Source organism: Cellulomonas flavigena DSM 20109 (genome assembly GCF_000092865.1).
In the GTDB taxonomy this organism is placed as follows: Bacteria; Actinomycetota; Actinomycetes; order Actinomycetales; family Cellulomonadaceae; genus Cellulomonas; species Cellulomonas flavigena.
Genome location: NC_014151.1, coordinates 1457901 through 1471962, shown reverse-complemented (window position 1 = coordinate 1471962; position 14062 = coordinate 1457901). Strand labels below are relative to the sequence as shown.

The window sequence follows — 14062 nt, the reverse complement described above, 5'->3', positions numbered from 1 at the left end:
ACCGCTCGTCCGCGGACGCCTCGTCCCACGCGGCGGTCGGCACGTGCACGCCTCGTCGGACGCGGCGGACGCGTCCCGCCCCGACCGTCGAGCTCCGACCTCCACGCATCGCCCCGTCCACCACGCGGCCAACCTCCCACCACGCGCTGTCGGCGTGCGTCGCGCCGCCCACACCTCGCGCCGAGTGCGGGGGTCAGAGGGTGTAGGTGGCGCCCGGGGTGGCGAGGGTGAGGGGGCCCGCGTAGACCTCGCGGGCCTCGGTCAGGGCCACCTGGGGGTCGTTCCACGCGGGAACGTGCGTGAGGACGAGGGCGCGGCTGCCGCCGCGGGTGGCGGCCTCGCCGGCGCGACGGCCGGTGAGGTGGACACCGCGCACGGCGTCGTCCCGCCCCTCGACGAACGCCGCCTCGGCCAGGAGCAGGTCGGCGTCCGTGGCCAGGTCGTCGAGACCCGGGCACGCGTCGGTGTCGCCGCTGTAGGCGAGGGTGACGCGCCGCGCGGGGTCGCCCTGCGACGGGCCGGTGACGCGGATGCCGAACGCCGGCACCGGGTGCTCCACGGGCACGGCCTCGAGCGTCAGCGGGCCGACCTGCACGACCTCGCCCGCCCGCCAGGCGCGGACGTCGAACTGCCCGGCGGTGTCGGTCGCGGGGTCCTTGCCGGACAGGTGGGTGAGCCGTTCGACCGTACCGTCGGGGCCGTGCACCGGCAGTGACGGCAGCGCACCTGCCGGGCGGTAGCGGCGGTACACGCCGAGCACCGCCAGGTCCGCGACGTGGTCGGCGTGCAGGTGCGACAGCGCGACGACGTCGAGCGCCGCCGGGTCGCCCCAGCGCTGCAGCGCACCCAGTGCGCCGTTGCCCAGGTCCAGCAGGGCCGACCACGTGCGCCCGTCCGCGTCCTCGGCCTGCACCAGGTACGACGACGCCGCCGACTCGGGCGAGGGGAACGACCCCGCGCACCCCAGCACGACCAGCCTCATCGCAACGCCCCCCGTGGCTCGACCGCCTCGACCTCCGGCCCCAGGAACCGCCGCGCGAGGGCCGCGAACGACCCCGGGTCGCCCGTCGCCAGGAAGCGGTGCGTGGGCGGCCCGGCGGCGGGGTCGCGCTCCAGGTCGTGCGCCACGAGCGTCCGGTAGACGTCCTTGGCGGTCTCCTCGGCGCTCGACACGAGCGTCACCTGGTCCCCCATCACGTACGAGATGACGCCGGTGAGCAACGGGTAGTGCGTGCAGCCGAGCACCAGGGTGTCGACGCCCGCCTGCCGCACGGGGTCGAGGTACTCGTGCGCCGTGGCGAGCGCGTCCGGGCCCGACGTCACGCCGGCCTCCACCAGCTCGACGAACCGGGGGCAGGCGCGCGACGTCAGGTCGACCCCCGCGACCGCGAACGCGTCGTCGTACGCGCGTGACTCGACGGTGGCGCGCGTGCCGATGACGCCGATGCGCCCGTTGCGGGTCGCCGCGACAGCACGCCGCGCGGCGGGCAGCACGACCTCGACCACCGGCAGCCCACGACGCACGGTGTACCGCTCGCGCGCGTCACGCAGGACGGCGGCCGACGCGCTGTTGCAGGCGATGACCAGCATCTTGACGCCCGCGTCGACGAGGTCGTCCATGATCTCGAGCGCGTGGGCGCGCACCGCCGCCAACGGCTTGGGGCCGTACGGCCCGTTGAGCGTGTCCCCGATGTACAGCGTGGACTCGTGGGGCAGCTGGTCGAGGACCGCGCGCGCCACCGTGAGGCCCCCGACACCGGAGTCGAAGATGCCGATGGGCGCGTCGTTCACGCCACCGAGACTAGCCGCCGGACCGCGCTCGCCCGCCGCCACCACCGTGCGGTGCGGCGAGCATCACAGCCAGCAGCGACTCCTGGAGCCACGAGAGCGCGCCGTAGACGGACGCGAGGTATGCCCGCACGTCGTCCTCCGGTTCGCTGACCGGGCCGTCGTAGAGCGCCTCGGAGTCGGCGTCGGTCCGCAGCTCCAGACGCTCTCCCAGGACGAGGCGCAGGTCGGTGATCGCGGCGGCCACGTCGTCCGCGTCCTGCGGTGCGACGACCAGCGCGTGCTCGGGCCAGCCCGGTTCACCGTCGACGAGGGACGTCCACAGGTTCCGCAGCCGCGTGATCTTGCGCGCCCGCAGGTCGTCCTCCGTGAGGCGGCGGAACTCCCCCGCGACCTCCGGGTCGTCACGGGAGGCGTCGGGCAGCAGCCGGCGCACGGCCGGGTCCTGCGGGGGCGGGACGGGCGCCGTGCGCAGCGTCCAGCCGTCGGGACCGGCGGGCGCGGCGGTCTGCGACCCCGGCCGGTCCTCGAACCGCCCGGCGCCGAGCAGCTCGGCGACGTCCGCGACGACGGACGCGACCACCGCCCGCTCACCGGCGTCCATGCCCGCGACGTACCGCCCGCGCTGACGGCGGAACGCGCGCATCAGTCCCCGCTCCGCTGCAGCGTGGCCCACAGCCCGTAGGAGTGCATGGCCTGGACGTCGACCTCCATCGCCTCGCGGTTGCCCGTCGACACGACGGCGCGCCCCTCCTCGTGGACCTGACGCATGAGCCGCTCCGCCTTCTCGCGCGCGTAGCCGAAGTGGGTCTGGAACACGTACGTCACGTACGTCATGAGGTTGACCGGGTCGTTCCAGACGATCGTCACCCACGCGTCGGCGGTCGACGATGCCTCGTCGACGTCGGGACGCGTGTCAGGAGCGGTCGTCGCAGGCACGACCACCACTGTAGGCGCCGGCACCCCGTGGGGCGGGTGCCGGACCGGCGCCCGGGCGTCTACGTTGACGCCATGACGGACAGCCCGCCCCCCGCACCCGCTCGCACCCCTGCCGTCGCCGCCGTCGGGTCCGGCAGCACCGCGCTGCTCACCGACCGCTACGAGCTGACGATGCTCCAGGCCGCGCTGGCCGACGGCACCGCGCACCGGCGCTGCGTGTTCGAGGTGTTCACGCGGCGCCTGCCGGCGGGCCGCCGCTACGGCGTGCTGGCGGGCACCGGCCGCGTGCTGGAGCAGCTCGCGGCCTTCCGCTTCGGCACCCCCGAGCTCGACTGGCTGGCCGACGAGCGCGTCGTCGACGACGCGACGCTGGCGTTCCTCGCGGACTACCGGTTCGACGCGGACGTCGTCGGCTACGCCGAGGGGGAGGTGTTCTTCCCGCAGTCGCCGGTGCTCGTCGTCGAGGGCACGTTCGCGCAGGCGGTGCTCATCGAGACGCTCGTGCTGTCGGTGCTCAACTACGACTCGGCCGTCGCGTCCGCGGCCTCCCGCATGACGAGCGCGGCCGTGGGACGGCCGTGCCTGGAGATGGGCGCGCGACGCGCGCACGAGGACTCCGCGGTCGCCGCGGCCCGGGCCGCGGTCATCGCGGGGTTCGCCGCCACGTCCAACCTGGAGGCAGGGCGACGCTACGGGCTGGGCACCATCGGCACGGCCGCGCACGCGTTCACGCTGCTGCACGACGACGAGCGCGCCGCGTTCGCCTCCCAGGTCGCCTCGCAGGGTCCCGGCACGACGCTGCTGGTCGACACCTACGACGTACGCCGGGGCGTGGAGAACGCGCTCGCGGCGGCCGGGACGGGTCTGGGTGCGGTGCGTCTCGACTCCGGCGACCTGGGGGTCCTGGCGCAGGAGGTGCGCCAGCAGCTCGACGACGCCGGCGCCCGCGACACCCGGATCGTCGTGACGAGCGATCTCGACGAGTATGCCATCGCGTCGCTCGCCGTCGCCCCGGTCGACTCCTACGGCGTGGGTACGTCGCTGGTGACGGGCTCGGGCGCCCCGACGTGCGGGATGGTCTACAAGCTGGTGGCGCGCGAGGGTGCGTCCGGGGAGATGGAGCCCGTCGCCAAGGCGTCCCGCGCCAAGACGAGCGTGGGCGGGCGCAAGTCGGCGGCCCGGCGGCTGGACCGGGACGGGCGCGCCGTGGAGGAGGTCCTCGTGGTCGGGCCGGACGACCAGGTCGCGGCGTGGACGCGGCGGCAGGCCGCGGACCCGGACCCCCTGCTGCGGCCGTTGCACGTGCCGCTGGTCGTGGACGGCGAGGTGCTGCCCGGGCTGACGGCGGCCGCGGGCGTGCGCGCTGCGGCGGCACGCCACGCGGCGTCCCGCGACGAGCTCCCGCGCGGCGCGCGGCGGTTGTCGGCGGACGAGGCGGCGGTGCCGACCGTGGAGCTCTCGCTCGGGTGAACCGTACGACGCCGACGGGCCGGGACGCGCATGGCGTCCCGGCCCGTCCGAACGGCCGAGGGAGGGGGTCCCGGCCGGAGGCGTGGTGCTAGATCCTCGACCGACCACGGCCCACGAGGCCGAGGATCAGGCTCACGACGAGGACGATGACGCCGATCCAGATGAGGAACTGGCCGATGTTGGTCGCGACGCCGAGGATGACGAGGACGACACCGACGAGGATGAGGATGAGCCAGGACGGCATGTGAGCACCTCTTTCAAGCAGCTCCGGCGACACCTTCCGCCGCCGGGCTCCGGATCCGGCTCCGGGGGGACCCGGGCCGGTTTGGCACGGAAAGAGCCTGGCAGCGTTGCCTCGGCTCGGCACGTCGAACGACCGAGTTGCGCGACCGGCGCCGGATGCTATGTGGTCACCCGTCCAGCGCCCTGACCTGCGGTTTCATCCACATCTCATTGTTCGCATGATGAGACACGGGGGGTTGACAAGCGCCCTGCTCCGACCTAGCGCCTGCCGACGAACCACCCGCGCAGCATCGCGATCCGGGCCTCGAGCTGCTCCGGTGCGGCGACCGCGACCTCCGGACCACCGCACCGCCGGCGCAGCTCGGCGTGCACGGTGGCGTGCGGCTGGCCGCTGCGACGCGCCCACGCGCCCACGAGCTGGGCGAGCTCCTTGCGCAGCTCCGCCTGCTTGCGGTGGTCGACGACCTCGACCTGCTCGGCCTCGCCCCGACGGCGACGCGCGCCCTGCTGGTCGGCCTGCCGCTGGCGCAGCAGGGTCGTCACCTGGTCGGCGTCGAGCAGCCCCGGCAGCCCGAGGAAGTCGAGCTCCTCGTCGGAGCCCACCTCGGCCCCCGTCCCGAACTCGCCGCCGTCGAACAGCACGCGGTCGAACGACGCCTGGGCCTCGAGCGCCTCGAACGTGCCGACGACCCCGTCGGAGCCGACCGCGTCCTCGCTCTTCTGCTCCCGCTCGGCCAGCGCCAGCAGATCGGCCTCGGGGTCCTCCGAGCCGGTCGGCTTGTCCAGCGCGTGGTCGCGCTCGACCTCGAGCGACGCGGCGAGCTCGAGGAGCTGCGGCACGCTGGGCAGGAAGACCGACGCGGTCTCGCCGCGACGCCGCGCGCGCACGAACCGCCCGACGGCCTGGGCGAAGAACAACGGCGTCGCCGTGCTCGTCGCGTAGACGCCCACGGCCAGGCGCGGCACGTCGACCCCCTCGGACACCATGCGCACGGCGACGAGCCAGCGCGAGTCGCTCGCCGCGTACTCCTCGATGCGGTCGCTCGCGCCGTCGTCGTCGGACAGCACGACCGTCGGCGACTCGCCCGTGAGCCGCGCGATGTGCCCCGCGTACGCGCGCGCGTCGGTCTGGTCGGTGGCGATGATCATCGCGCCCGCGTCGGGCACCGTGCGCCGGACCTCGGTGAGGCGGCGGTCCGCGGCGGCGATGACCGACGGGATCCAGTCACCGTTCGGGTCCAGGGCCGTCCGCCACGCCTGCGACGTCATGTCCTTGGTCAGCGGCTCGCCCAGGCGTGCCGCGACCTCGTCGCCCGCCTTGGTGCGCCACCTCATCGACCCGGAGTAGGACAGGAAGATGACGGGCCGCACGACGTGGTCGCGCAGCGCGTCGCCGTACGCGTAGGTGTAGTCGGCCACCGAGCGCCGGATGCCCTGCGCGTCGGGCGCGTAGGTGACGAACGGGATCGGCGCCGTGTCCGAGCGGAACGGCGTCCCCGTGAGCGCGAGCCGGCGCGTGGCCCCCTCGAAGGCCTCGCGGACCGCGTCGCCCCACGACAGCGCGTCGCCACCGTGGTGGACCTCGTCGAGGATGACGAGGGTGCGCTCGGCCGTGGTGCGCGCGGCGTGCAGCGCCGGCTTGCTCGCGACCTGCGCGTACGTCACCGCGACACCGTCGTACCCGGCCCCGTGCCGCCCCTGCGCGTTGCTGAAGCGCGGGTCGAGCCGGATGCCGACACGCGCGGCCGCGTCGGCCCACTGCTTCTTGAGGTGCTCGGTGGGCGCGACGACGGTGACACGGCGCACCACCTTGGCCTCGAGCAGCTCGGTGGCGATCCGCAACGCGAACGTCGTCTTGCCGGCGCCCGGCGTCGCGACGGCGAGGAAGTCGCGCGGGCCGCGCTGCCGGTAGAGCTCGATCGCCTCCGCCTGCCACGCCCGCAGGCTCCCGGCGGCACCCCACGGCGCACGCGCCGGGAACGCCGGCGGCAGCTGCTGCGCTGCCGACGTCGAGGGGTGCTGGGGGGTGTGGACAGGGGCTGCGGACCGACGGGCCGCGCTCACGCGCCGCCCGCGCCGGAGCCGGAGCCCTTGCCGCGGCCGAAGAAGCCGCGGCCCCCGCCGCCGCCCTCCGAGCCGCCGTCCCCGTCCTGGGGGTCGCGGAGGCCGTCGTAGACCTCCTTGCAGATGGGGCAGACCGGGAACTTGTTCGGGTCACGACCCGGCACCCAGACCTTGCCGCAGAGCGCGATCACGGGCTTGCCGGTCATCGCCGACTCCATGATCTTCTCCTTGCGCACGTAGTGCGCGAAGCGCTCGTGGTCCCCGGGCTCGACCTGCTCCGTGGTCTCCGTGCGCTCCAGGAGCGAGGTGCCGCCCTGCGGGCCGAACGGGTCGTCGGGTCCTGTCGGGGGGGTGGGCTCGCTCATGGCGCACATCGTACGTCGGGGGTCCGACGTCCCGGGGGTGACGGCCGGCGCACGGCGATGGACGCGCACGGCGCTTTGTGTCAAAGTATCGACACATTGATCATCCGATCGGAGGGCCCGTGCGCTCGCTCCTGCTCCTGCTGCTCGCCGTGCCTCTGGTGGCCCTCGCGGCCCTCGTGACCGTCGTCGTCACGTCCCGTGCCGGCCGCACGCCGACGGACGCGGGCCCGTCGCCCGAGATCACGACGTCGCCCGTCGCGTACGCGCGGGCCCGCCGCCACGCGGCGCTCGTCGGGGCCGCCTCGTGGGCCGCACTCGTCGTCGTCGCCGCCGCACTCCCGCCCGCGGTCCCGTTCGGCCGCGACCAGGGCATCGCGCTCGCGTGCGCGCCGGCGGTGGCGGGCGTCGTCGCGCTGCTCGTCTCGGCTGTCGGAGAGCGGACGTGGCCGCGCCCCGGCGCACCCGTCCGACGCGCCTCCCTGGCGCGCCGCACCGCGCAGGACGTGGCCCCGCGCGCCCTGACCACGCTCGTCGGCGTGTGGGTGGCGGTGCTGCTCTCCGTGCTCGCTGCGGCCGCGCTCACCGCGGGTGACGACGGCCGGACCCTCACCGTGCGGCACGACGCGTTCGCCACGTCGAGCGCCGGGCCGTACCCCGGCGCGCCGTACGGCGCACCGGTGGCTGCGGTCGTGGCCGTGCTGCTCGTCGCGACGGCACTGGCCCTGCACCTGGTGGCGCGCCGCCCGGCAGTACCGGACGTGTCGACGGCCGACGACGGTGCGCTGCGGCGCGCGAGCGCACGGCGCGTCCTGGCCGCGGTCCAGCTCGTGCTGGGCGCCACCCTCTCCGGTGTCCTGCTGGTGGTGGGCAACGCGCTGTGGAACGTCTCCTCCGGCGGGTACGACGCGGGCGACGGCTGGGTGAGCACGACCGACGGCACCCTGCGGGCGTTCGGCCTCGCCGTCGCCGTCGCCGCCGTCGGCGTGATCGTCACGTCGCTCGTCGCCACCGGCGTCGCGCTCGCGCGGGCGTCGCGGGAGAGCACGCCGGCCGTGGCGACCCCGGCGCCCGCGTGAGCGTCCATGTCGAGGTCGACGTCACGTCGGGCGTGCCCGTCTACGAGCAGGTCCGTGCGCAGGTCGTGGCGCACGTCGCCGCGGGACGCCTGAGCCCCGGGGACCGCCTCCCCACGATCCGCGCGCTGGCCACCGACCTGGGCCTGGCCCCCGGCACGGTCGCGCGGGCGTACCGGGAGCTCGAGCAGGCGGGCGTCGTGGCGACGCGCCGCCGCACGGGCACGGTCGTCGCGGACGACGCCGCCGGCGGCCAGGACTCCGCCGCGCACAGCGCGGCACGCCGTGCCGCGACCGCCTACGTGACCGCCGCCCGCGCGGCCGGCCTCACGACCGACGAGGCGCTCGACCTCGTCCGCGGCGCCCTGCTGACCTGAGCGTCGCCGAGCGCGGGCGACGCGGCGCGAGCACGGTCCGGCCCCCGTCCCCGGTGAGGCTCCCCCGCACCCGTCCCAGGAGAGTCGGCCTCGTCAGCGGGTCGTGAGCCAGCCGCGGGCGCCCGGGTGCCGGACCGAGCGGGTCGCGGCGTCGACGCCCCGGGTCAGCGCGGCCAGCGGGTCGTCGCCCGCCGCGAGGGCCGCCGCCATCGCCCCGTGCAGGACGTCGCCCGCACCGAGGGTGTCGACGACCTCGCCGGGCCGGACCGTCGGCGGCTGCAGGTACGACCGGACGGGACCACCGGCCGTCGAGCGTCGGACACGGACCGGGCGCGGGCCCGCGCTGCGCGCGACGAACGACGGGCCGAGCGCCGCGACCTCGTCGAGGAGCGCGTCGACGAGGTCGGGGTCGGCTCCTGCCGCCGCACGGCCGCCGGGGACCGTGAAGTCCGCCGACAGGACCGCGTGGTCGACGAGGGCGAGCAGGTCGGGCGTCGACGGCTTCCAGCTGCCGCCGTCGAGCAGCACCGGGACCCCGGCCGCGCGGGCGGTGGCCGCCAGCGCGAGCGCGGCGTCCGGGTGGTGGCCGTCGACGAGCAGCGCACCGGCGCCCGTCAGCGCACCCGCGTCCGGTCGGGGCAGGTCCGCGACGCGAGCGCCGTTGACGGACACGACGGCACGCTCCCCCGTCGCGCGCGTGACGAGCACGGTGGAGACGGGGAGCGCGCCCGGCGCGTCGGGCAGCAGGTCGACGACGTCGACGCCCGCCTCGGCGAGCCCGGCGCGGGCGACGTCCGCGAGCGGCCCGCTGCCGAGCACGGTGACCAGGGTCGCCCGGACGCCCAGCCCCACGGCGACCGCCGCGGCGTTGGCGGCCGGCCCTCCGAAGGTGACGGCCAGGCCGTCGGCGACGACCTTCTCGTCGGGCGCGGGCAGGCGGTCCACGACCTGCGTGACGTCGAGCGTGGCGAGGCCGCAGCAGACGAGGCGGTCGGGCATGCCCGCATCCTCGCAGCCACCGGGCGGTGCGGGGCGGGAGCGACGCCGCCGCACACGCGCGCGGCATCGCCATGTGATCGTTCACAGGCGAACCGTTTCACCGGCCACCCGGGGACTTCACCCGGAATGTCCGACCGTGGTTGGGTGAGCGCGCAAGCGCTTCACCTACGAGAGGCAGACATGTCCCGCAGACCCACGACGGTCCGGCGCACGCGCCTCGCGCTCGCCGCCGTCCTCACGCTCGTGCTCGGCGGCACGCTCGGCCTGGCCACGGCCGGCGGCGCGTCGGCCGCGAGCGTCGACACGAGCGCCTGGTACGTCCTCGTCAACCGGCAGAGCGGCAAGGCGCTGGACGTCGCCGCCAAGAGCACGGCCGACGGCGCCGGGATCCAGCAGTGGACCCGCAACGACGGCACGAACCAGCAGTGGCAGTTCGTGGACTCCGGCTCCGGGTACTACCGGCTCAAGGCGCGGCACTCGGGCAAGGTCCTCGACCTGTGGAACTGGTCCACCGCCGACCGCGGCGAGTTCCGCCAGTACCAGGACCTCAACGGCACGAACCAGCAGTTCCGGCTGTCCGACTCCGCGAGCGGCGCCTACGTGCGGCTGCTCAACCGGCACTCCGGCAAGGCCCTGACGGTCACGGACCGCTCGACGGCCGACGGCGCGACGGTCACGCAGCTGACGGACAACAACCAGTACAACCAGCAGTGGCAGCTGGTGCGGGTCGGGTCCGGCGGTACGACACCGACCCAGCCGCCGACGAGCTCGCCGACCACGCCACCCCCGTCGAACGGCGGCTCGTGGCCGGCGGCGACCGGCCAGCAGCGCGTGACCGCGACCATCAAGGTCAACGGGACGTTCGACGGCAGGCTCGTGCGGTACTACGGCCTGTCGTCCGGCGGTCAGGACGAGGGGCAGCCGCCCGTCTTCGAGCTCGCCGACGGGTCGACCATCAGGAACGTCATCCTCGGCACGGGCGCCGCCGACGGCATCCACTGCCGCGGCACGTGCACGATCCAGAACGTGTGGTGGGAGGACGTCGGCGAGGACGCCGCGACCTTCAAGGGCACGTCGTCCTCGCAGACCATGACGGTCGACGGCGGCGGCGCCCGGTACGCGCACGACAAGGTGTTCCAGCACAACGGCCCGGGCACCTTCGTCATCAAGAACTTCCAGGTCCAGGACTTCGGCAAGCTCTACCGCTCGTGCGGCAACTGCTCCACGCAGCACGCACGCTCGGTGCAGGTCTCGAACGTGCAGGTCACCGCGCCCGGCAAGGCGATCGTCGGCATCAACCCCAATCTCGGGGACCGCGCGTCGATCTCGGGCATCACCGTGATCGGCGACTCGTCGCGGAAGATCGCCATCTGCGAGGAGTACCGCGGCGTGACGTCGGGCGAGCCGACCAAGGTCGGCTCGGGCCCGAGCGCCGCGTGCGGCTACAGCACGTCGAGCATCACCTACCGCTGACGCACCACCGACGCACCGACCCGCGGCCGTGCCCGGTCGACGAGCCACCAGCCCGTCGCACCGAGCACGGCCGCGGCCGTCAGCACCGCCCGCCAGGTCCCCACGAGGTCGGCGGCGGGGTGCGACGCTGCGAACACCGCGAGACCCACGGCCAGCACGACGAGCGGACGCCCCCACCCCACCCGTGGCACCGCGAGCGCCAGGCACGTCGCGGCGGTGGCCAGCAGCACCACGGCGCCGAGCCACCGCACCCCCGTCCCCTGCGCGAGCGCGAACGCGAGGACGAGGCCGACGGCGGCGACGGGCGAGACGGGCACGCGGGGCATCCACCCACGCTAGCCGCCGCCACCCGCCGGACGTCCCGTGCGGGCACCGCCCCGGCGGCCCTACGGTGAGCGGGAGACCCCGCCGGACCCCTCAGGGAGACCCACGTGCCCACGCCGCCCATCGACCCCACCACGACGAGCGCCTGGCAGGCACTCACGCAGCACGAGACCGCGCTGAGCCCCGACCTGCGCGCGTGGTTCGCGGCCGACCCCGACCGCGCCACGCGCCTCACGCTGCCGCTCGCGGACCTCACCGTCGACCTGTCGAAGAACCTCGTCACGGACGAGACGATCGCGCTGCTCGCGCGCCTGGCCGACGAGGTGCACCTCGCCGAGCGCTACGAGGCGATGCTCGCCGGCGAGCGCATCAACGTCACCGAGGACCGCGCCGTGCTGCACACCGCGCTGCGCCGCCCCGCCGACGTCGAGCCGCCGCTGGTGGTCGACGGTCAGCAGGTCGACGACGACGTGCAGGCCGTGCTCGCCGAGGTGTTCGCGTTCGCGGAGAAGGTGCGCGCGGGTGAGTGGACGGGTGTCACGGGCGAGGCGGTCCGCACGGTGGTCAACATCGGCATCGGCGGCTCGGACCTGGGACCCGTCATGGTCTACGAGGCCCTCGAGCCGTACGTGGCCGACGACCTCGAGGTGCGGTTCGTCTCCAACATCGACCCGACCGACCTCGCGCAGAAGACGAAGGGTCTGGACCCGACGACGACGCTGTTCATCGTCGCGTCGAAGACCTTCACGACGCTGGAGACCCTCACCAACGCACGCCTCGCGCGGCAGTGGCTGTGGGACTCCCTGGCGGCCGCCGGGCACCTGGAGGACACCGACGAGGCCCGTCGCGAGGCTGTCGCGAAGCACTTCGTCGCCGTCTCGACGGCCCTGGACAAGGTCGCCGACTTCGGCATCGACCCCGCGAACGCGTTCGGGTTCTGGGACTGGGTCGGCGGGCGCTACTCGGTGGACTCCGCCATCGGCACCTCGCTGGCCATCGCGGTCGGCCCGGACGCGTTCGGCGACCTGCTCGCGGGCTTCCATGCCGTCGACGAGCACACGCGGACCACGCCCGTCGAGCGGAACGTGCCCTTCCTCATGGGCCTGCTCAACGTCTGGTACACGAACTTCCTGGGCGCCCACACGCACGCCGTGCTCCCCTACGCGCAGCAGCTGCACCGGTTCCCTGCGTACCTGCAGCAGCTGACGATGGAGTCGAACGGCAAGTCCGTGCGCTGGGACGGCACGCCCGTCACCACGCAGACCGGTGAGGTGTTCTGGGGCGAGCCCGGCACCAACGGGCAGCACGCGTTCTACCAGCTCATCCACCAGGGCACGCGCCTGATCCCGGCGGACTTCATCGCCGTGGCCAACCCCGCGTACCCGCTGCGCGACGGTGACACCGACGTGCACGCGCTGTTCCTCGCCAACTTCTTCGCGCAGACCAAGGCGCTGGCGTTCGGCAAGACGGCGGACGAGGTGCGCGCCGAGGGCACGCCCGAGCACATCGTCCCCGCGCGCGTGTTCCCCGGGAACCGCCCGACCACGTCGGTCCTCGCGCCCGCCCTGACGCCTTCCGTCGTGGGTCAGCTCATCGCGCTGTACGAGCACATCACGTTCGCGCAGGGCATCGTGTGGGGCATCGACTCGTTCGACCAGTGGGGCGTCGAGCTCGGCAAGAAGCTCGCCCTGGAGATCACACCGGCCGTGACGGGCGACGCACAGGCACTGGCCGCGCAGGACCCGTCGACGCGCGGGCTCATCGAGCGCTACCTCGAGCTGCGCGACTGACACCGACGGCCCGCCTCCCCCTCGCGGGGCGGCGGGCCGTCGCGCGTCACCGCCGGATCAGGGCCAGGCGCAGGTGAGGGCCGCGTCGTCGGGCGAGCCCGAGGCCAGGAAGCCGAACTCGGTCGAGCCGGTCAGCCCGACGACCGGGCTCCACGGCGCGGGCGTGAACGTCTGCGGCGACGTGCCGCCGGGGATCGCGTTCCACGCGTTCGCGATCCGGCCGCGCGGCAGGTCCACGGTGACCACCCAGCTGTCCGTGGCGTAGAACATGGACAGGTTGCGCACCTTGACCGACGCGACGAACCCGTCGCCCACCGGCTCGTGACCGTCAGCGCCGCGGCGCACCCCACCGGGTCCTCGATGACCGGGGGTGTGGTCGTCGGGCCGGGCGACGGCGGGCCGTCGACGTCCGCCGGCGTGGGCGTCACGGACGTCACGACGGGCGCCGGCAGCCCGTCCACGTCGGCGGGGGTCACGCTGGGGGTCTGCGACGGCGGGGGCACGTCCCCGCGGGTCACGAGGTCGAGGGCCTCCGACGCCACCGGCAGCCACGTGGCGGCCATCCGCTGCGTCCCCGCGTCGTTCGGGTGCACGCCGTCGGACGTGTGACGGGCCGGGTCCCAGCCGGTCCAGTGGTCGGCCACCAGGACCGGTGACGTCGGGGTGCTCACCTCGAGCGCCCAGCCGGGCGCCGCCGCGTCGAGCGCCCGCGTGCGGTCCGGGCAGTCGGCGCACGTGGGCGGTGCGACCGGGACGATCTGGGCGACGGCCACGACGACGTCCGGCTCGACCGCGCGCATCTGCTCGACCAGGGTCGTCCACGCGGCGAGGATCTCGGCAGTGCTGCGGTTGCTCCACACGTCGTTGGTCACGAAGTGCATGAGGACGACCTGGGGCCGCGTCGCGGCGAACCACGCAGCCGCGCGACCGGACGCTGCGACGTCCGTCACCAGCGCCCCGCCGTGCCCCTCGTGATCGCCGTCGTGGGCGACGCCGCAGCCCTGCGCCGGGAGCGTGCCGACCATGTCGACCGCGTGCCCGGCGGCGGTGAGGTCACGATGCAGGAGCGCACGCCAGCAGCCGGGGGACCCGGTGATGGAGTCGCCCAGCGCCATGACGCGCACGGGCTCGGGCTCGTCGACGGCGCCGGCGGGTGC

At 74.8% G+C, this 14062-nt stretch carries 16 protein-coding genes and 1 pseudogene; 6 read left to right on the top strand and 11 right to left on the bottom strand.

Annotated features, from left to right (window positions below; all coding sequences use genetic code 11):
• Positions 1 to 193: 193 nt before the first annotated feature.
• From CFLA_RS06660 to clpS, 4 genes are read right to left on the bottom strand one after another with little or no spacing between them, the layout of a single operon-like run.
• Entirely contained in the window at positions 194 to 982 is a 789-nt protein-coding gene (locus CFLA_RS06660) for an MBL fold metallo-hydrolase (RefSeq protein WP_013116557.1), read from the bottom strand.
• Entirely contained in the window at positions 979 to 1791 is an 813-nt protein-coding gene (gene murI / locus CFLA_RS06655) for a glutamate racemase (RefSeq protein ID WP_043600052.1), read from the bottom strand. Before murI ends, CFLA_RS06660 begins: the two co-directional genes overlap by 4 nt.
• 10 nt (positions 1792 to 1801) lie before the next feature.
• Positions 1802 to 2434, bottom strand: coding sequence for a DUF2017 domain-containing protein (locus CFLA_RS06650; protein WP_013116555.1), 633 nt, complete (start codon positions 2432 to 2434; stop codon positions 1802 to 1804).
• Positions 2434 to 2727 (bottom strand): ATP-dependent Clp protease adapter ClpS, encoded by a 294-nt coding sequence (clpS, locus tag CFLA_RS06645; RefSeq protein ID WP_043600049.1) that lies wholly within the window; start codon positions 2725 to 2727, stop codon positions 2434 to 2436. The genes CFLA_RS06650 and clpS overlap by 1 nt, the downstream gene beginning before the upstream one ends.
• Before the next feature lie 72 nt (positions 2728 to 2799).
• Between clpS and CFLA_RS06640 the strand changes: the two genes are divergently transcribed.
• On the top strand, positions 2800 to 4197 hold the full coding sequence (locus CFLA_RS06640; RefSeq protein WP_013116553.1) for a nicotinate phosphoribosyltransferase: 1398 nt from the start codon (positions 2800 to 2802) through the stop codon (positions 4195 to 4197).
• An 88-nt stretch (positions 4198 to 4285) separates the two neighbouring features.
• Here the strand turns inward: CFLA_RS06640 and CFLA_RS20440 are convergent, their stop codons facing one another.
• From CFLA_RS20440 to CFLA_RS06630, 3 genes are all read right to left on the bottom strand, one after another.
• Positions 4286 to 4441: a hypothetical protein gene (locus CFLA_RS20440; RefSeq protein WP_013116552.1), complete on the bottom strand. Its 156-nt coding sequence runs from the start codon at positions 4439 to 4441 to the stop codon at positions 4286 to 4288.
• A gap of 257 nt (positions 4442 to 4698) precedes the next feature.
• Positions 4699 to 6504, bottom strand: a complete 1806-nt coding sequence (locus CFLA_RS06635; protein ID WP_013116551.1) for a DEAD/DEAH box helicase — start codon at positions 6502 to 6504, stop codon at positions 4699 to 4701.
• Entirely contained in the window at positions 6501 to 6869 is a 369-nt protein-coding gene (locus CFLA_RS06630; RefSeq protein ID WP_013116550.1) for a DUF3039 domain-containing protein, read from the bottom strand. Before CFLA_RS06630 ends, CFLA_RS06635 begins: the two co-directional genes overlap by 4 nt.
• A 119-nt stretch (positions 6870 to 6988) precedes the next feature.
• Between CFLA_RS06630 and CFLA_RS20435 the strand changes: the two genes are divergently transcribed.
• Positions 6989 to 7945, top strand: a complete 957-nt coding sequence (locus tag CFLA_RS20435) for a hypothetical protein (protein ID WP_013116549.1) — start codon at positions 6989 to 6991, stop codon at positions 7943 to 7945.
• The gene (locus tag CFLA_RS06620) at positions 7942 to 8319 is read left to right on the top strand and encodes a GntR family transcriptional regulator (RefSeq protein WP_013116548.1); all 378 of its coding nucleotides are present in this window, start codon (positions 7942 to 7944) and stop codon (positions 8317 to 8319) included. Before CFLA_RS20435 ends, CFLA_RS06620 begins: the two co-directional genes overlap by 4 nt.
• A gap of 93 nt (positions 8320 to 8412) precedes the next feature.
• Here CFLA_RS06620 and CFLA_RS06615 read toward each other — a convergent pair whose 3' ends face one another.
• The gene (locus tag CFLA_RS06615; RefSeq protein ID WP_013116547.1) at positions 8413 to 9318 is read right to left on the bottom strand and encodes a PfkB family carbohydrate kinase; all 906 of its coding nucleotides are present in this window, start codon (positions 9316 to 9318) and stop codon (positions 8413 to 8415) included.
• A 180-nt stretch (positions 9319 to 9498) separates the two neighbouring features.
• On the opposite strand from CFLA_RS06615, the gene CFLA_RS06610 reads away from it, so the two are divergent.
• Complete coding sequence (locus CFLA_RS06610) at positions 9499 to 10791, top strand: pectate lyase (RefSeq protein ID WP_013116546.1); 1293 nt, start codon at positions 9499 to 9501, stop codon at positions 10789 to 10791.
• On the opposite strand, the gene CFLA_RS06605 is transcribed toward CFLA_RS06610, so the two are convergent.
• Positions 10782 to 11117 (bottom strand): hypothetical protein, encoded by a 336-nt coding sequence (locus tag CFLA_RS06605; RefSeq protein WP_013116545.1) that lies wholly within the window; start codon positions 11115 to 11117, stop codon positions 10782 to 10784. The genes CFLA_RS06610 and CFLA_RS06605 overlap by 10 nt on opposite strands.
• Before the next feature lie 105 nt (positions 11118 to 11222).
• Between CFLA_RS06605 and pgi the strand changes: the two genes are divergently transcribed.
• Positions 11223 to 12905 carry a glucose-6-phosphate isomerase gene (gene pgi / locus CFLA_RS06600; protein WP_013116544.1) on the top strand — a complete coding sequence of 561 codons (1683 nt, stop codon included), beginning with the start codon at positions 11223 to 11225 and terminating at the stop codon, positions 12903 to 12905.
• A gap of 57 nt (positions 12906 to 12962) precedes the next feature.
• On the opposite strand, the gene CFLA_RS06595 is transcribed toward pgi, so the two are convergent.
• Positions 12963 to 13220 (bottom strand): cellulose binding domain-containing protein, encoded by a 258-nt coding sequence (locus CFLA_RS06595; protein ID WP_043598870.1) that lies wholly within the window; start codon positions 13218 to 13220, stop codon positions 12963 to 12965.
• A gap of 45 nt (positions 13221 to 13265) precedes the next feature.
• Between CFLA_RS06595 and CFLA_RS20430 the strand changes: the two genes are divergently transcribed.
• The gene (locus tag CFLA_RS20430) at positions 13266 to 13514 is read left to right on the top strand and encodes a hypothetical protein (RefSeq protein WP_013116542.1); all 249 of its coding nucleotides are present in this window, start codon (positions 13266 to 13268) and stop codon (positions 13512 to 13514) included.
• 17 nt (positions 13515 to 13531) lie between these two features.
• On the opposite strand, the pseudogene CFLA_RS21260 reads toward CFLA_RS20430, so the two are convergent.
• A pseudogene (locus tag CFLA_RS21260) lies at positions 13532 to 14020 on the bottom strand (GDSL-type esterase/lipase family protein); the annotation flags it as partial.
• Positions 14021 to 14062: the final 42 nt, after the last annotated feature.